The 16,790-nt window shown below is 58.7% G+C and carries 20 protein-coding genes; 8 read left to right on the top strand and 12 right to left on the bottom strand.

The genetic code is table 11. The annotated features are described in order from the left end of the window. Window positions 1-9 precede the first annotated feature (9 nt). Both rph and pyrE read left to right on the top strand, forming a co-directional pair. Window positions 10-732, top strand: coding sequence for a ribonuclease PH (gene rph, locus B6S08_RS11230; protein WP_094200908.1), 723 nt, complete (start codon window positions 10-12; stop codon window positions 730-732). 47 nt (window positions 733-779) lie between these two features. Beyond that, window positions 780-1,421, top strand: coding sequence for an orotate phosphoribosyltransferase (gene pyrE, locus B6S08_RS11225; RefSeq protein ID WP_094200907.1), 642 nt, complete (start codon window positions 780-782; stop codon window positions 1,419-1,421). A gap of 64 nt (window positions 1,422-1,485) precedes the next feature. Here pyrE and mscS read toward each other — a convergent pair whose 3' ends face one another. The 4 genes from mscS to coaBC are packed head-to-tail and all read right to left on the bottom strand — an operon-like array spanning window position 1,486 to window position 4,650. Beyond that, window positions 1,486-2,340 (bottom strand): small-conductance mechanosensitive channel MscS, encoded by an 855-nt coding sequence (mscS, locus tag B6S08_RS11220; RefSeq protein ID WP_094200906.1) that lies wholly within the window; start codon window positions 2,338-2,340, stop codon window positions 1,486-1,488. 43 nt (window positions 2,341-2,383) lie between these two features. Next, a complete protein-coding gene (gene slmA / locus B6S08_RS11215) occupies window positions 2,384-2,983 on the bottom strand; it encodes a nucleoid occlusion factor SlmA (protein WP_094200905.1) in 600 nt (199 codons plus the stop codon). A 16-nt stretch (window positions 2,984-2,999) separates the two neighbouring features. Then, on the bottom strand, window positions 3,000-3,458 hold the full coding sequence (gene dut, locus B6S08_RS11210) for a dUTP diphosphatase (RefSeq protein ID WP_094201072.1): 459 nt from the start codon (window positions 3,456-3,458) through the stop codon (window positions 3,000-3,002). After that, on the bottom strand, window positions 3,442-4,650 hold the full coding sequence (gene coaBC, locus B6S08_RS11205; protein WP_094200904.1) for a bifunctional phosphopantothenoylcysteine decarboxylase/phosphopantothenate--cysteine ligase CoaBC: 1,209 nt from the start codon (window positions 4,648-4,650) through the stop codon (window positions 3,442-3,444). The genes dut and coaBC overlap by 17 nt, the downstream gene beginning before the upstream one ends. Window positions 4,651-4,758: 108 nt before the next feature. Here coaBC and radC point away from each other — a divergent pair, with 108 nt between their 5' ends. The 4 genes from radC (at window position 4,759) to mutM (ending at window position 6,891) form a co-directional block, all read left to right on the top strand. Further along, window positions 4,759-5,433, top strand: coding sequence for a RadC family protein (gene radC, locus B6S08_RS11200; RefSeq protein WP_094200903.1), 675 nt, complete (start codon window positions 4,759-4,761; stop codon window positions 5,431-5,433). A 130-nt stretch (window positions 5,434-5,563) separates the two neighbouring features. Continuing rightward, window positions 5,564-5,800, top strand: a complete 237-nt coding sequence (gene rpmB / locus B6S08_RS11195; protein ID WP_014291125.1) for a 50S ribosomal protein L28 — start codon at window positions 5,564-5,566, stop codon at window positions 5,798-5,800. 11 nt (window positions 5,801-5,811) lie between these two features. Continuing rightward, the gene (rpmG, locus tag B6S08_RS11190) at window positions 5,812-5,982 is read left to right on the top strand and encodes a 50S ribosomal protein L33 (RefSeq protein ID WP_094200902.1); all 171 of its coding nucleotides are present in this window, start codon (window positions 5,812-5,814) and stop codon (window positions 5,980-5,982) included. A 96-nt stretch (window positions 5,983-6,078) separates the two neighbouring features. Continuing rightward, the gene (mutM, locus tag B6S08_RS11185; protein ID WP_094200901.1) at window positions 6,079-6,891 is read left to right on the top strand and encodes a bifunctional DNA-formamidopyrimidine glycosylase/DNA-(apurinic or apyrimidinic site) lyase; all 813 of its coding nucleotides are present in this window, start codon (window positions 6,079-6,081) and stop codon (window positions 6,889-6,891) included. 335 nt (window positions 6,892-7,226) lie between these two features. Here mutM and coaD read toward each other — a convergent pair whose 3' ends face one another. After that, entirely contained in the window at window positions 7,227-7,712 is a 486-nt protein-coding gene (coaD, locus tag B6S08_RS11180) for a pantetheine-phosphate adenylyltransferase (protein ID WP_094200900.1), read from the bottom strand. A gap of 77 nt (window positions 7,713-7,789) precedes the next feature. Here coaD and B6S08_RS11175 point away from each other — a divergent pair, with 77 nt between their 5' ends. After that, the gene (locus tag B6S08_RS11175) at window positions 7,790-8,809 is read left to right on the top strand and encodes a glycosyltransferase family 9 protein (protein WP_094200899.1); all 1,020 of its coding nucleotides are present in this window, start codon (window positions 7,790-7,792) and stop codon (window positions 8,807-8,809) included. Here B6S08_RS11175 and B6S08_RS11170 read toward each other — a convergent pair. Then, the gene (locus B6S08_RS11170; protein WP_094200898.1) at window positions 8,778-9,554 is read right to left on the bottom strand and encodes a glycosyltransferase family 2 protein; all 777 of its coding nucleotides are present in this window, start codon (window positions 9,552-9,554) and stop codon (window positions 8,778-8,780) included. The genes B6S08_RS11175 and B6S08_RS11170 overlap by 32 nt on opposite strands. Further along, the gene (locus tag B6S08_RS11165; protein WP_094200897.1) at window positions 9,551-10,612 is read right to left on the bottom strand and encodes a glycosyltransferase family 9 protein; all 1,062 of its coding nucleotides are present in this window, start codon (window positions 10,610-10,612) and stop codon (window positions 9,551-9,553) included. The genes B6S08_RS11170 and B6S08_RS11165 overlap by 4 nt, the downstream gene beginning before the upstream one ends. Window positions 10,613-10,698: 86 nt before the next feature. On the opposite strand from B6S08_RS11165, the gene B6S08_RS11160 reads away from it, so the two are divergent. Next, window positions 10,699-11,409 (top strand): 3-deoxy-D-manno-octulosonic acid kinase, encoded by a 711-nt coding sequence (locus tag B6S08_RS11160; RefSeq protein ID WP_094200896.1) that lies wholly within the window; start codon window positions 10,699-10,701, stop codon window positions 11,407-11,409. Here the strand turns inward: B6S08_RS11160 and waaA are convergent. From waaA to B6S08_RS11135, 5 genes are read right to left on the bottom strand one after another with little or no spacing between them, the layout of a single operon-like run. Further along, on the bottom strand, window positions 11,394-12,659 hold the full coding sequence (gene waaA / locus B6S08_RS11155; RefSeq protein ID WP_094200895.1) for a lipid IV(A) 3-deoxy-D-manno-octulosonic acid transferase: 1,266 nt from the start codon (window positions 12,657-12,659) through the stop codon (window positions 11,394-11,396). The two genes, B6S08_RS11160 and waaA, sit on opposite strands and share 16 nt — an antisense overlap. Before the next feature lie 5 nt (window positions 12,660-12,664). Beyond that, window positions 12,665-13,693: a lipopolysaccharide heptosyltransferase II gene (waaF, locus tag B6S08_RS11150; RefSeq protein ID WP_094200894.1), complete on the bottom strand. Its 1,029-nt coding sequence runs from the start codon at window positions 13,691-13,693 to the stop codon at window positions 12,665-12,667. Window positions 13,694-13,718: 25 nt separating this feature from the next. Continuing rightward, window positions 13,719-14,381, bottom strand: coding sequence for an acyltransferase (locus tag B6S08_RS18630; protein ID WP_141202191.1), 663 nt, complete (start codon window positions 14,379-14,381; stop codon window positions 13,719-13,721). Window positions 14,382-14,385: 4 nt separating this feature from the next. After that, complete coding sequence (locus tag B6S08_RS11140; protein ID WP_094200892.1) at window positions 14,386-14,997, bottom strand: acyltransferase; 612 nt, start codon at window positions 14,995-14,997, stop codon at window positions 14,386-14,388. Between the two features lie 24 nt (window positions 14,998-15,021). Further along, on the bottom strand, window positions 15,022-16,788 hold the full coding sequence (locus tag B6S08_RS11135) for a bifunctional glycosyltransferase family 4 protein/polysaccharide deacetylase (RefSeq protein WP_094200891.1): 1,767 nt from the start codon (window positions 16,786-16,788) through the stop codon (window positions 15,022-15,024). Between the last annotated feature and the right edge of the window lie 2 nt (window positions 16,789-16,790).

Below are 16,790 nucleotides of genomic sequence, written 5' to 3'. Positions count from 1 at the left end.
GAGAACACCATGACCGAACGAGCTTCAGGCCGGGCGGCGGACGAAATTCGCCCCGTGACCATTACCCCGAACTATACCCGTCATGCGGAAGGCTCCGTGCTGGTGGAGTTTGGCCATACCAAGGTGCTGTGCACCGCCTCGGTGGAAAAAGGCGTACCGCGTTTTCTGCGTGGTCAGGGCCAGGGTTGGGTTACCGCGGAATACGGCATGCTGCCGCGTTCCACCCACAGCCGCATGGCCCGGGAAGCGGCCCGAGGCAAGCAGGGCGGTCGCACCATGGAAATTCAGCGGCTGATCGGGCGCTCGCTGCGTGCCGCCATGGATCTGGAAAAGCTGGGTGAATACACCATTACCGTGGACTGTGATGTCATTCAGGCCGACGGCGGCACCCGTACCGCCGCCATTACCGGCGCCTGCGTGGCCCTGGCTCATGCCCTGAACTGGATGCAGGCCGAGGGCATGATAGTGCACAATCCGCTCAAGACCCTGGTGGCGGCCATTTCCGTGGGCATGGTGGATGGTCAGGCGGTGGCCGATCTGGAGTACACCGAAGACTCAAAGGCGGAAACCGACATGAACGTGGTAATGACCGCCGAAGGCAACATGATTGAAGTACAGGGTACCGCGGAAGCCGCGCCCTTCAGCCACGACGAGCTGCTGGCCATGCTGGCGCTGGCGCGCAAGGCGGTCAACGAGCTGGTTGAGCATCAGCGCCGAGTGATTGCCGGCTGATCGCGGCAAATGCCCTTAACTTATTGAATGACATTGCGGAGAGCAGCATGAAAGCCTACCAGCGTGAGTTTATTGAATTTGCCATGGCCAAACAGGTGTTGAAGTTTGGCGAATTCACCCTGAAATCCGGGCGCAAAAGCCCCTATTTCTTTAACGCCGGCCTGTTTAACAGTGGCCGCGACCTGGCCCGTCTGGGCCGTTTTTACGCCGCCGCCCTGGTGGATGCGGGTGTGCAGTACGACGTGTTGTTTGGCCCGGCCTACAAGGGCATTCCCATTGCCAGCGCCACCGCGGTACAGCTGGCGGAAGTACACGATCAGGACGTACCCTACTGCTTTAACCGTAAGGAAGCCAAGGAGCACGGCGAAGGCGGCAACCTGGTGGGCAGCCCGCTGGCCGGCCGCATCATGCTGGTGGACGACGTGATCACCGCCGGTACCGCCATTCGTGAGTCCATGGACATCATTCAGGCCAACGGCGCCGAGCTCGCCGGCGTGCTGATTGCACTGGACCGGCAGGAAAAGGGCAAGGGCGAGCTGTCCGCCATTCAGGAAGTGGAGCGGGATTACAACGCCGAGGTGACCGCCATCATTACCCTTGGCGATCTGATCGAGTACCTGAGCGAGCAGCCGGAGATGGCCGAGCATCTGGAACGGGTGCGGGCCTACCGTGAGCAATACGGTATCTGACGAAGTCATCTAAATTAATAAAAAAGCCGCTGAAAAGCGGCTTTTTTGTAGGTAAATGCGGCGTTCAGGCCTTTTCTTGCCGGAACAGGTGCACATCCATCTGCGGAAAGGGAATGCCGATGTTGTTGGCGTCCAGTTCGTTCTTGATTTTTTCCAGCAGATCGAACTTCAGGTTCCAGTAGTCTTCCGCCTTTACCCAGGGGCGCACGATAAAGTCGACGGAGGAGGCGCCCAGATTGCTGACCGCAATGCGGTAGGCGGGGTCTTTCAGTACCCGGGGCTCTTCATCGAGAATGCGGGTCAGTACGTCGCGGGTGAGTTTGAGATCGGCGTTATAGGCCACGCCAATCACCAGGTCGAGGCGGCGGGTGCTCTCCTTGGAATAGTTGACGATGCTGTCGTTGAGGATCTTGGAATTGGGCACCACTATCATGCGGTTATCGGGGGTCATCAAAATGGTGGTGAAAATCTGCACCGATTGCACGGTGCCGGCGGTGCCGCCCGCCTCGATGTAGTCACCGGCCTTGAAGAAGCGAAAGCCAATCAGCAGCACGCCGGCGGCAAAGTTGGACAGCGACCCCTGCAGTGCCAGGCCGATGGCCAGACCGGCGGCACCCACCACGGCCACGAAGGACGCGGTCTGCACCCCTACCCGGCTGAGCGAGGCGATGATCACAAAGGCCAGCAGGCCGTATTTGAGCAGGCTGGTAACAAAGTCGGAAATGGTGCTGTCGACCTTGCGCGCCTTGAGCACTCGGTTCAGGCCACCGGTGAGCATGCCCACGGCGACAAAACCGATCACCAGGGTGAGCAGGGCGGCGGCCATGTTCACCGTGTAGCGAATGATCAGCTCCTGGTTGTTGGCTATCCAGCTCTGGGCTTCCTGCAGAAACTGGGTGTTGAGCAATTCTGTTTCCATTTTCTCGTGCCTCTGTCGTTATTGAAGTAAAAGCGGGGCGGGCTTACACCGCCGCCAGCTGCCGGTGCAGCAACTGCCAGTGGCTGTCGAAATTGTGTGTGGGCCTGAGCTTGAACTGACTGCGCACATACTGATTGATACGGCCTTCCACATAGGCCAGCAACAGGTTGGCCAGCACGGTTTCGTTTTCGGCATAACCGTCGCCTTCGTACAGGCGGCGTTCGCGCATAATCTGCTTGAGCTGGGTTTCCAGTCGGTCAAACAGCTGGTTGATGCGGGCCAGCAACCGCTCGTGCTCGCCCTGCAGGGCGTCGCCGTTGAGCAAGCGGGTAATGCCAGGATTGCGCTCGCAAAACCCCAGCACCAGCTGCAGTATGTAGCGCAGCCGCAGGCTGCTGTCCTTTTCGTCCTGCAGTATGAGATTGATGCGGGAAAACAGGGTTTCCTCAATAAAGTCGATCAATCCCTCAAACATGCGTGCCTTGCTGGGAAAGTGCCGGTAAAGGGCGGCTTCCGACACGCCCACCGCCGCGGCCAGCTTGGCGGTGGTAATGCGCTGCCCCGGGCTGGTTTCCAGCATGTGGGCCAGCGCCTGCAGGATCTGCTCCCTGCGGTTTTTCCTGTTCTGGTTATTGTTGGCCATGAAGGTGTCCGGTTGGTTAGTGGCGACCGGAAGAGCCGAATCCGCCTTCTCCCCGCTCGCTTTGATCAAAATCGTCAACCAGTGTGAACTGGGCTTGTACCACCGGCAGAATCACCAGCTGGGCAATGCGTTCGCCCGGCGCAATGGTGAAGCTGTCGTTGCTACGGTTCCAGCAGGATACCATCAGCTGGCCCTGATAGTCAGAGTCGATCAACCCCACCAGGTTACCCAGCACAATGCCGTGCTTATGACCCAGACCGGAGCGGGGCAGTATGGTGGCGCACAGCCCGGGGTCCTTAATGTGAATGGCCAGGCCGGTGGGCAGCAATTGCGTTTCACCCGGGGCCAGGGTCAAGGGCTCATCCAGGCAGGCGCGCAAATCCAGGCCGGCGGAGCCGGGGGTGGCGTAGGCGGGCAGGGGAAAGTCGGTGCCGACCCTGGGGTCGAGAATTTTCAGCTCAATGGAGGTCATGATATCGCTTCGCAATCAATGTCAGTAACTGTTCGGCCAGCTCGGCTTTGCCGGCCAGGGGTAAATGGTGTTGGCCGCCGGGCCAGAACACGCTCAGGGCATTTTGGTCGCTGTTAAAGCCACGATCACTGCCGGAAACGTCGTTGGCGGCGATCATGTCGAGGTTTTTACGCTTGAGTTTGTCGAGGGCGTATTTTTCCACATCCCGTGTTTCGGCGGCAAACCCCACGGTAAAGGGTTTGTGTTGCAGTGAGGCGACCGAGGCCACGATATCCGGATTTTTGGTCAGCTCCACCACCATATTATCGGCTTGAGTCTTCTTGATCTTGTGCGATGCCACCACTTTTGGTGCATAGTCGGCCACGGCGGCGCAGGCGATAAAGATGTGCTGTTCGCCAATGCCGGCCATGACGGCGTCATGCATGTCTTGCGCACTTTCCACATTTACCCGCCGCACCCCGGTGGGAGTGGCGAGCGTGACCGGACCGCTCACCAGGGTCACTTCGGCTCCCAACGCTCGTGCCGCGGTGGCCAGGGCAAAGCCCATCTTGCCCGAGCTGTGGTTGGAGATATAACGCACCGGATCCAGGGCTTCCCGGGTGGGGCCGGCGGTGAGCATCAGTTTCAGCCCGGTCAGGGGCCGCGCCTTCGGGGCAAAGTGCCGTTCCACCTCGGCCACCAGCGCCATGGCTTCCAGCATGCGGCCCGGGCCCACGTCGCCACAGGCCTGCTCTCCCTGGGCCGGGCCCCAGACATGAGCGCCACGGGCTTTGAGGGTGGCCAGGTTGGTCTGCGTGGCCGGGTGGCGATACATCTGCTGGTTCATGGCCGGGGCCACCGCCAGCGGTGCCGCCGTGGCCAGCGCCACCGTGGTGAGCAGATCGTCGGCCATGCCCGCCGTAAGCCGAGCCAGGGTGTTGGCGCTGGCGGGGGCGATCAGCAGCAGATCGGCCCATTTGGCCAGTTCAATATGGCCCATGCCGGCCTCGGCCGCTGGATCGAGCAGGGCGTTGGACACCGGCTCGCCCGATACCGCTTGCAGGGTCAGCGGGGTAATGAATTCCTGGGCGGAGGCGGTCATGATCACGCGTACCTCGGCGCCGCGCTCCTTGAGCCGGCGTACCAGCTCGGGCACCTTGTAGGCGGCAATGCCGCCGGTGATGCCGATGACAATGCGTTTTCCTGCAACAGACATGGCGGTGGTCTCCTGGTTAAGAGCCGGCAAGATTATCACAATCGTTTCCCGCTGTGGGCTAGGCTTAACCTTCCAGACTCAATTGTGCTGGAGCAAGGAGGCATGGGAATGAGCATCAAGGACTGGCCCGCAGACGAGCGCCCGCGGGAGAAATTGCTGAGTCGGGGCGCGGGCAGCCTGACGGACGCGGAGCTGCTGGCCATTTTTCTGCGCACCGGTGCCAAGGGCATGGACGCGGTCACCCTGGCTCGCACCCTGCTTGCGCAGTTTGGCTCATTGCGCGGCCTGATGCAGGCGGAGGCGCGTCAGTTTTGTGAAGGGCCCGGCCTGGGTCTGGCCAAATACGTGCAATTAAAGGCCAGCATGGAACTGATGCGTCGCTTTCTGGATGAGCGGTTAAAGCGGGAGCATGCCCTCACCAGCCCGGATCTGACACGGGAGTTTCTGCAGTTGCGATTGCGGGACCAGCCTCGGGAAGTCTTTGCCTTGCTGCTGCTCGATAACCAGCACAGGGTCATTGAATTTCACGAGCTGTTTTTTGGCACCCTGGATGCGGCGGCGGTGTATCCGCGAGAAATCGTCGCCCTGGCGCTCAAGCAGGGTGCCGCCGCGGTGATTTTGGTGCATAATCATCCATCCGGAGTGGCCGAGCCCAGCCGGGCGGATCGCATGATCACCGAGCGTATACAGGCCGCCCTGGGGTTGCTGGATATTCGCGTGCTGGACCATCTGGTCATCGGCGACGGCGAAACCGTATCTTTTGCCGAGCGTGGCTGGCTTTGAACGCCGGGCGTTTGGCTTATTGTTGATCTCGAGCTGAATTTGCTGTATAAATTGCCGCCTTATTTTGCCCCGACTGACGGCCAACGGGGTATCATTGCTCGAGCAAAAGTAAGTTTTGGAGAAGACTGACATGTCTAAAGTATGCCAAGTAACTGGTAAGCGGCCAGCTGTTGGTAACAACCGCTCTCACGCGAACAACGCCACCAAGCGTCGCTTCCTGCCCAACCTGCAAACTCACCGTTTCTGGGTTGAGAGCGAAAAGCGTTTTGTAAAACTGCGCATTACCACCAAAGGTATGCGTATTATCGACAAGAAAGGTATCGACAGTGTCCTGGCTGACCTGCGTGCCCGTGGCGAAAAGGTCTAAGGAGATAACACATGGCTTCTAAAGGTATTCGCGAGAAGATCCGCCTGAACTCCAGCGCCGGTACTGGTCACTTCTACACCACTACCAAGAACAAGCGCAACATGCCTGAAAAAATGGAAATCAAAAAGTTTGATCCCGTTGTTCGTCAGCATGTGATCTACAAAGAAGGCAAAATCAAGTAAGGTTTTGCCCTCTCAAAAAACCCGGCTTTGGCCGGGTTTTTTTATGCCTGGTGTCCGGGCTATACTGCCGCCGCCGTGGAGTGAAGGAGAGTGCGAATGCCGGAATTGCCGGAAGTGGAAGTCAGTCGTCTGGGCATTACCCCGCACCTGCTTGGGGAGTCGGTGATGCGGGTAGTGGTACGCAATGCCAGCTTGCGCTGGCCGGTGCCGGCAGACATTCAGGAGCTTACCGGGCTGACCGTGACCGGCATACGCCGTCGGGCCAAATATCTGTTGCTGGAAACCGACTGGGGCACCGCCATTTTGCATCTGGGCATGTCCGGCAACCTGCGGGTGTTGCCTCACGGCACCCCGGCCGGCAAGCACGATCATGTGGACATAGAATTTGCCAACGGCAAGCTGCTGCGGCTGAATGACCCGCGCCGCTTTGGCTGTCTGCTGTGGACCCGCGAGCCCGCAGAGAAACACCCGCTGCTGGCGAAGCTGGGCCCGGAGCCGCTCACCGATGACTTTGATGGCGACCACCTGTTTACTCGCAGCCGGGGCCGCAAGACTGCGGTAAAGCAATTCATTATGGACAACCATACCGTGGTGGGGGTGGGTAACATCTATGCCAATGAATCGCTGTTTGCGGCGGGTATTCATCCCCAACGTGAGGCGGGCAGCATCAGCCGGGCGCGCTACCTGAAACTGGCCGAAGAAATCAAAACCGTGCTGTCCCGGGCCATCGGACAGGGGGGCACTACCCTCAAGGACTTTACCGGCAGCGACGGCAAGCCCGGCTATTTTGTGCAGGAGTTGCAGGTCTATGGCCGGGCCGAGCAGCCCTGTGTGCAATGCGGCAGCCTGCTCAGGGAAATTCGCATGAATGGCCGCAGCACTGTGTTTTGCGGGCGCTGCCAGCGCTGAAAGCCCGTTACTGCCTGCTAGAGTGTGCACACTCGTCGGTCAAAGCGCACTACTTCGCCGGCACGCCGTAAACCCTTCCATGGGGGCTCCGTTGCGCCATCCCTGGCGCAAAGGGCGCGGCGAAGCAGACACCCTTTGCCCACCTCAGGTGAGCAAGGTGCCGACTGTTGTTGGTTTTCGGTGGTCGGCGCAGGAATTTCTCAAAGCGGCAGCGGGGATTGCCGTAGCCGACCGTCAAATGCCACGGATCGAACGTCCCAAGGGTGGGCTTGAAGCGAGTCGGCGGAGTGCACGCGCTGTCGCTTTGCGTTGCGGGTTCGTTCAATAGCGAGCGTTTACGCCAGCTTCTGCGCGATGGCTTCATGCACGGCATCGGGTACGAACTGGCCGATATCGCCACCGTGAATGGCCACTTCCTTCACCAGGGTGGAAGAGATAAAGGAGTTTTCCTCGGCCGGAGTAAGGAAGACGCTTTCAAGCTCCGGCATCAGCCGCCGATTCATGTTGGCCAGCTGAAATTCGTACTCAAAGTCCGATACCGCCCGCAGGCCCCGCACCAGTACGGTGGCGTTATATTCCTTGGCAAAGTCCACCAGCAGGCCGGAGAAACCGACTACAGTCACATTGCTCAGCTGCTGCTGTTCGATCACCTCTTTCACCAGTGCCACCCTCTCTTCCAGTTCGAACATGGGCCGCTTGCTGGGGCTGAAGGCCACGCCCACGATCACCTCGTCAAACAGCTGTGAGGCGCGTTCTATCAGGTCCAGATGGCCATTGGTGATGGGGTCGAAGGTGCCGGGGTAAATGACCCTGATGCTCATGACGGTTCCTTTTATCAAACGATGAACGAAAAGAATAAGGTACAATAGCGCGGCAAGAGAGCAAGCGGGAGAGCGGAATGAAACGAATACTGGTGGTGCGCAACGACAAAATCGGCGATTTCATGCTGGCCTGGCCGGCCTTTGCCCTGCTCAAGGCGTCCCTTGACTGCCATATTACCGCCCTGGTGCCCGGCTATACTCGGCCGCTGGCCGAGCTGTGCCCGAGCATTGACGCCGTGCTGGCGGATCCGGGCAAAAGCGCAGACGCTGCCGCGCAAAAATCCCTGCTGAAGCAGCTTGAAAGCGGTAACTTCGACGCCGTTATCTGCCTGTTCTCCAATTTTCGTAACGCCAGGCTGATGTGGCAGGCGGGCATTCCCCAGCGCTGGGCGCCGGCCACCAAGCTGGCCCAGGTGCTGTATAACCACAGGGTAAAACAGCGCCGCTCCGAGTCCGCCAAGCCGGAGTATGAATATAACCTGGATCTGGTACGGGCCTTTCTGGTCAAAAATGACATCACGCCGGTGGAGCCGGCCACGCCCTACCTGGGCTTTGACGCCTCTGAGCTGGCGACGTTTCGTGAGCAACAGGCGGCAGCGCTTGGTATTGATGCCGGCCGGCCCTGGTTGCTGGTGCACGCCGGCAGTGGCGGCTCGGCCAATAACCTGAATACGGCGCAGTATGCCGGGCTGCTCGACCGCCTGCAGGCGGCGTTTCCTGGGGTTCAACCTGTGCTCACCGCCGGGCCGGGGGAAGAGGACCTGGCGACAGAGGTGGCCGATATGGCCGGCGACGGTGCCGTGGTGGCCAGCGGGCTGCCGCTGCCGGACTTTTGCCGGCTGCTGGCCTGCGGCCAGCTGTTTGTGGCCGGCAGCACCGGGCCGTTGCATATTGCCGGCGCCCTGGATGTGCCCACCGTGGGCTTCTTTCCCCTGCGCCGCTCGGCCACCCCGCTGCGTTGGCGCCCGCTCAACAGCGAAGGCCGTCACCTGGCTTTTCACCCGCCCAAAGGCGCTGAGGCCGAAGACATGAGCAGTGTGGATGTAAAGGCGGTGACGGGCCAGATTAGTTCCTGGGCGGCCGAGTTTCTGTCCTGATCCAGAGATCGGCGTATTTCACAAAGGTGGAATGGGCCGACAGCAGGCTGAGCAGCAGGCCCTGCTTACCGTCAAGAAAGCCGGCCTTGAGCACATACATCTTCAGAAAGCAGCCGATGCCGTGCAACAGGCCTTGAGTGAGGGAACCTTTTTTGCCGCGCTGCTGGCGCTGCTCGGCCCAGGCGGCGGCATAGCCCGCCGACTTCACCAGATAGTGCTGCAGATCCCGGTAGGTGTAGTGGAGCAGATCGCCCTGCAGCGGTGAGATGGTGATGCCGGGGCCCGTCTCCACCTTTTCATGCACCAGCGCCTCGTTGTAGCCGGTGAGTGCCTTGGGGTAGAGCCGCAGAACCCGGTCCGGGTACCAGCCGCAGTGGCGAATGTAACGGCCAAACACCCAGGACAGGCGGGGAAGGGAATACACGGTGTTGTTGGTGGGGCTTTCCAGCACGGCTTCTATGCTGGCGCGCAGCTCGGGGGTGACCCGTTCGTCGGCATCGATCCACAACACCCAATCGGATTGCACCTTGCTCTGGGCCAGGCGGCGCTGAGGGCCAAAACCCGGCCACTGATCGTTGACAAAAAAGCGGGCGTCGGCGGACTCGGCTACGGCTCGGGTGCCGTCTGTGCTGCCCGAGTCCATCACCACGATTTCATCCACCCAGTCCAGGGTGGCGAGGCACTTGGCCAGGTTGTCGGCTTCGTTCTTGACGATCAGCACAGCGGCAAGGGTGGGGCGGTTCATGACGGCTCCTGTAATAGATTGAAATCACCACAGAGGCGGTCGAATTGCGCGGTTACTCGCTCAATGGTAATGCGCTTCATGGCGTGCTGATCCTTGACCCGGGTACGCCAGGGCAGCTCGGCGGGGGTCTTGCCGGTTTCCGCCAGTAGGGCCTCTTCGTAAACGCTGACCACATAATCCCGGCAATGATAGGGGCCGGTGCGGGCCGGGTTATGATGGGCATAGAGCCCCAGCACCGGAGTGCCGGTGAGGGTGGCCATGTGCGCCGGGCCGGTATCGGGGGCTACCACCAGGCTGGCCGTCTTGATCAATGCCATCAGCTCGGGAAGGCTGGTTCGACCCACCAGGTTTTCATCAATGTTGGCCGTCAGTTGTTCGATGCGGGCCGCCAGATCCCGTTCCATCTTGGCCGGGCTGCCGATCAGCATCACCTTCATGTCGCGCTTATGAGCATGATCGGCGAGGGCGGCATAGCCCTCGGCGGTCCAGTTCTTGTAGGCCTTGCTGGCGGCGGGACAGATTAGCAATAACGGTCGTTTATCCTTATGTTTGGCGGCCTGAGCTTGTGCTTCGGGCGTCACGGGCCAATGCCACCGAGGCGTTGTGTCAATCAACCCCAGTGTTCGGCCAAAGCCCATAAAGCCGTCCGCCACGTGTTCGCCCTTGGCCTCCACCTTGAGGTTGGTAAACAGCCATTGGCCGTCCTTGGCGCGTTCCCGTTCAAAGCCAAGGCGGTATTCGGCGCGAATGCCCAGGCTGACAATGCTGGCGCGCATGGCCGCCTGCATATGCAGCAGGGCATCAAAGCGGCGGCCGCGTAATTGCCGCCACAATCGGAGATAGGCTCGCCAGCCGGCGCTTTTGTCAAAGGTGACAATCTCGACATCGGGCAGCTGATCGAGCAGCCGGGCTTCGATTTTGCCGGTGATCCAGGTGATGCGGGTTTGTGGCCACTGGCGTTGTATGGCTTGCACCAGCGCCACCGTATGGCAACAGTCGCCAATGGCGGACAGGCGCAGCAAGCACAGGGAGGTGGGAGCCGAGGTGAAGACTGCCATAAGGGAACTCTTGTGGATTCTGAGTCCGGCATTATGCAAAGCCTTTTCGGCCATGTAAAATTCGGCTTTTCGCTGGGGGGAAGGCAATGGAACGAATTGAGCACGGCTCTGAAATTATCTGGTATGACCCGGACTGCTTTGGTGACTTTCACCGGGACTTTTTTGAGATCGACTTCTGGCGCGAGCACAACGCCATTCGCGGCAAGGCGGTGGGGCGCAATACTACCTGGTTTGTGGAAGATGAAGAGGGTCACAAGGTGCTGCGTCATTACTACCGGGGCGGCATGATCGGCCGGGTCATGGAAGACACTTTCCTGCATGTGGCCGAGTCCAAAAGCCGGGCCATGGCCGAATTTACCGTGCTGGCCAAGCTGCACCGCAAGGGCCTGCCGGTGCCGCGTCCCTGTGCCGCGCGCATGGTGCGCTCCAACCTGGTCTACCGGGCCGATATCATGCTGACCCGCATCAACAATGCTCGGGATTTGGTAGCCATACTGCAGGAAAGATCACTGAACGAGCAGGAATGGCAAAGTATTGGCCATACCATTCGCCGCTTTCACGATGCCGGCCTGTACCACGCCGATCTCAACAGTCATAACATCCTGCTGGATGACGGCGGCAAGAGCTGGCTCATTGACTTCGACAAGTGCCATTTTCGCCAGCCCGGCAGTTGGTCCCGGGAAAACATGGACCGCCTGCTGCGTTCATTCCGCAAGGAACTGAACCTGCACGAGGCTTTCCGCTGGAACGAGCAGGACTGGAAAGCCCTGCAACAGGGCTATCACAAGGCCAGCTGATTGGCGATGGTGTCCAGGGTGCGCGCCAGTGCGCCCTGATTGGCCCTGACCACCTTCAGGGCCGCGCTTCCCATGGTATTACGCTCTGGCTCGTGTTCAAGCAGCTCGGCCAGCGCCAGCGCCAGTGCTTCGCCATTGGCCACCACCCTGGCACCGCCGGCCTGGCGCAGTTCACGGGTAATGTCGCTGAAGTTGAAGGTTGAAGGGCCCGTCAGTACCGGCTTACCCAGGGCGGCGGGCTCCAGCAGGTTGTGGCCACCCCGCTCAATCAGACTGCCCCCCACAAAGGCCACATCGGCCGCCGCCAGCAGCACCGGCAGTTCGCCCATGGTATCGCCCAGATACACCTGAATGCCGGCGTCCGGCTCACCCTGGGTGCGGCGATGCAGGGTTAACCCCTGTTTGTGTACCAGCGCGGCGACCTGATCAAAGCGTTGTGGGTGTCGGGGCACCAGCATCAGCAGGGTGCTCGGCTGGTGTGTCAGCAGTGTCTGATGCGCCGCCAGCAGCTGTTCGTCTTCCCCTTCGTGAGTGGAGGCGGCAATCCACACCGGGCGCTGTGCGCCCAGTTGCATTCGCAGCGCTCGCCCCTGCTCCCGTACCGCATCGTCGTAGTCGATATCAAACTTGATGGAGCCGGTAATGCTCAGCCTGTCTTGAGGTACGCCGAGGCCGGCAAAGCGGTCGGCATCGTCCCCATACTGGCAGGAAATATGGCTGAGATGGTTGGATAACAGCCGGAAAATGCCGTGAAAACGCCGGTATCTTTCGGCGGAGCGGGCCGACAGTCGAGCATTGAGCACCATCACCGGCACGTTGCGTCGGCCACAGGCGGCGAGCCAGTTGGGCCAGAGTTCGGTTTCCATGATCAGCAAGGCTCGAGGCTTAACCCGGCGCAGAAACAGGGCCACCGCCCAGGGAAAGTCCAGGGGGGCGTAGCGGTGCTCGATCAGATCCCCAAGCTTGGCGGCCTGATCGGCACCGGTACGGGTGGTGGTAGTGACCAGCACCGGCAGTTCCGGGTGTGCCGCCTTGAGTGCCTTGATCAGCGGGGTGGCCGCCACCACTTCCCCTACGCTCACCGCATGCAGCCACACCGGCCGTTCGCCGTTGACTGGTGCCACCAGGCCCAGGTGCTCCGGCCAGCGTCGGCCAAAGCCGGGTTTGCCTTTTTTCGGCCAGTATAACAGCGCCAGCAACAGCGGGCTGAACAGGTGAATAAGCAGGTTGTAGAGCAGGCGATAGAGCATGGTGACTAGCCTGCCAGCCTGGCCAGAGCGTCAATCACCCGCTGGGGGGGTAACTCCTTCAGGCATTTGAGGTGTCCGAGCGGGCACTCCCGCTTGAAGCAGGGGCGGCATTCGATATCGGTATGCACCACAGCCACTTTTTCTGCCAGGGGCGGCGTGTATTGAGGAGAGGTGGAACCATACACTCCCACCAAAGGGCGTTGCAGGGCGGCGGCGATATGCATCAGGCCGGAGTCGTTGGATACCACGGCGGTGCTCAGCGCCATCAGGTCGATGGCCTGGTGCAGCGAGGTTCTGCCTGCCAATACATGGCAGTGCTCCCTTAACCGTTCAGGCTGCTGATGCTTAATGGCTTCGGCTACCGCAATGTCCTTGGCAGAGCCGAAGATCCAGACCTGCCGGCCCCGTTCAATCTGGTGTTGTGCCACCTCGGCATAATAGGTTTCGGGCCAGCGTTTGGCGGGGCCAAATTCGGCTCCGGGGCAAAGGCTGAGTATCGCTCTGGTGGTATTCAGGTTCAGCTCGGTCAGAGCAGACTGTTGATTATTGGCATTCACACTCAGGGCCGGCCAGGGCAACTCGGGAATGTTCTGATGGTTTTGCATCTGGGCCTTGGGGTAGGCAAGGGCATTGTAGCGCTCGACCATTAGTGGAAAGTCCCGTTTGTTGCTGCGCAGGTCGTTGAGCAGGCCGTAGCGGGACTCGCCCTTCCAGCCGGTGCGCTTCTTGATGCCGGCAAACAGCGGGATCAGCGCCGATTTGAGAGAGTTGGGCTGAATGATGGCCCAGTCATAACCTTCAGTAGCCAGTTTTCTGCCCAGTCGAAAGCGCTCGGTTAGCCCGAAGTCGCCATGCCCCAGGGGCATCACGATGGCCTTGTCCACTTCGGGCATACGCTCCAACAGGGCACAGCACCAGGCCGGTGCCATTACATGCAGCTCGGCCTCGGGGTGTTGCTTTTTCAGGGTGATGTAGAGGCTCTGGGACATCACCATGTCTCCGACCCAGGAAGGGCCTATAACCAGAATTTTCATATGTTTCGTCTCAAGGCCCAAAGCGTTATTCTTTCCAGAGTATGTCTTTTTTCACTACTTTTGCAGGACTGCCAGCAATCAGTACCTTGTTTTCAGAGAAGCGTCCTGTGACTAGACTTTGCGCTCCGACTACACAATCGTCGGCTATTTCGCTGCCCTTCAGAATCATGGCGCGAGCCCCGATCCAGACATGATCTCCAATTCTGACTGCTGATGCCGGATTGATGATATCCCCGTTCTGATTGAGCAGATGATGATGATCAGCATCTGTGATCAGGCTTTCCCAGGCCATCAGACCATTGCGGCCAATACTAATCTCTTTTCTGCAAAGCAGGGTTCCGCCGGCGGAGATATGAAAGTTTTCACCCAGTACGAGCTCACCCTCTATCGACAGTTTTGAACCTTTTCCAATCTTGGTTTTGCCGTGAAAGTGAATGTGTCCGGTAATGTGTAGGATGGTTCTCTGATAAGCAAAATCAACAGTTTCAACACTGCCAAATCCAATTCTTACAGTACCCGTTTTGGGTCTGGAAAAACTGACCTTGCCAGAAAGGCTATTCAGTTTTGTTCTGTGTGATACCAAAATGGGAAGCTTGAATGCATCCTTGAAACTACATAACCGTAAACACACATAAAGGCTTTTGGGAAGCCCCAGAAGATACAGGCTATTTCGCAGGAGTTTTTTCAACTTTTTAATGCTCCCACTTGATATTTTGCTTGATGGTTTTGGCTGGTGATCCTGCTACTATGGTCTTCTTATCTACATTTTTGGTGACAATTGAGCCAAAAGCAACAACACTGTCGTCTGCAATGGTGACACCCTTCAGAATGGCAGCGTTAGCGGCGACCCAGACACGGTTGCCGATAGCAATGTGACTAGGGGAATTCAGAGCCTCGTTGCTGTCTGCATCATAAATGGGGTGACCGTCATAGGTCATTACATTGATATTACGGGAAAACATGCAGTGTTCGCCAATAGTAAGCCGGGTGGCTTCCCCCTTGGCGGACAGGTAGGCGCCGCCGATATCGGTTTCCCTGCCAATGCGGATTAGACAGTTGTTACCGACAATTTCCAGGTTGCTGAAACTGATATTGGCGCCGTCCTCTATTTCAATGAGGTTATTATCACCTTTTACGCTGATGGTACAGCGGCGGAACTTTCCATTTCCCTTCACATGCAGTCGGTTCTTCTTTCCGGAAAGCTTTATCTTGTTCCAGACAAGATAGGACTGAGGAGCGAGGTAAATGTTTCCTTCCTTGTTTTTTACAATATTAAGCAGTCGCAGCTTGAACTTGCTCATCATGTTCGAGGTACCGGTTGATTTGTATTATTTATTTTTCCTGAACACATAGTTCCCTTTAATCTTCCGCCACAGTCCAAATACATCGGTACGGGGAAATATGGCGATGCGACGGATCTGCCAGAGATCTTCATGCATGGCCAGGGGGCCGCTGTTGGTGGCCACGGCAAAGGGATAACCCAGTTCTTTGGCCAATTGTTTGCTGTCGTCGTTGTGAATACCGAATGGATAAGCGAAGGAGGTCAGCTTATGGCCCAAAAGTTGCTCCAGTTGGGCCTTGTTTTCAGCAATTTCGGCACGTTGTTGCTCGCGACCTAGCTGGTCCAGCTTGGGATGGGTCAGGGTGTGACCGCCAAACTCCACGAGGCCGGAATCGGCCATTTCCTTTATCTGGGCTGGGGTCATCAGCTCCACGGCTTTTTCCGGGTTGTCGGGTTTTTCCACGTCCCAGCGGTTAAAGGTTTCTCCGGTGACGGCGTATATCACGGCCTTGAAGCCGTATTTTTTCAACAGCGGAAACAGTAGCTCATAGTTGTCTTTGTAACCGTCATCCACCGTGATGATGATGTACTTTTTACCGGCGTCCAGCCGGCTCGCCATGCCTTTATCGGTGAGATCGGCAAAGGTAAGGGTCTCATACCCCAGACGTTTCAGCAGCTTGAAGTGCTTTTCCAGCATGTTCACGTGCAGATAGGTGCCATGGATCCCTTTTTCGCTCTCATTTTTAATAAAGCGGTGATACATGATGATAGGCACTTCCCGCCGCCGCCGGTGCACCAAAACGCTCTGATAATGAGCTTCAAGCTCGGTAGTTACCGCCTGCAGGTCGTAGGCGCTCTTAACAGTGCTGGCAAGCGCGGAGCTGTCGAATCGAGTGTCCAGAGCAGCGGTAATTTGAGCGGGCAGGGTAGCAAAGTCGATATTGAGATCGGTGGGGCCAATATCGCCGAAATTGCTCGCCATGGCGGCGTCAATGTTGTCGGGGGTCACCAGCCCTACGGTTTCTGCCTCGCCCACGGCAAAGACCGGACGTTGCATCAGAATGGCTTCCATGGCCACCCGGCCGGCACCGATCACCAAATCGGATTGAGCCATCAGCCCGGGCACATCATGCACGTAACCGAGAAAGTCGGCTTTGCCTTTAAAACGTTCAAAGCGCTCGGGTACTTGAGAGCCGGAAGCGATTTGTACCCGGTAACGGTTCAGATCCAGACACTGATCCAGCAGCCGGTAGCACAGCTCGCCCTTGGGGCCGCTCAGGCGGCCGATGATGCTGACAACCGGCTTGTCGTTGTCGGGCACCGGCACCGGCTGATAGTGGTTGGTGTCGATGCCGTTACGTCCGATGGCAATCAGCTCGGGTTGCACTCCCAGACCGGAAACCAGTTGATTCCGCACTGCTTCGCACACCGCCAGGGCGCGATCGCCCAAGGCGTGAAACTTCTTGCGGGAAGCGTGTACTGGCTGGCGACCATGCACTGTGGTGATCATGGGGGTACCGGTGAGCTTGCAGGCCACATAGCAGCTCCAGCTGGAGGCTCGGCTGTGGGCATGCACTAGCTGAATGCGGTGCTTTTTAATCAGGTAGACCATATAACCCACGTGCCAGAACCGGCGGGGAATACTGCGCTTGTTAAAACGCAGTTTGAAAAAGGCTCCCCGGTGCGGCTTGGTCAGGGTGTCGGAGACGTAAAACACCTTGTGGCCGCGCTCGGTGAGCACGTCGCCCACTGTGGTGGCATACACTTCCGCGCCGGTCACCTCAATCTGGGACAATGCCATCAGAATGTTCATGG

It is taken from the genome of Oceanimonas doudoroffii (genome assembly GCF_002242685.1).
Lineage (GTDB): Bacteria > Pseudomonadota > Gammaproteobacteria > Enterobacterales > Aeromonadaceae > Oceanimonas > Oceanimonas doudoroffii.
This window is presented reverse-complemented; position numbering and strand designations above follow the sequence as displayed.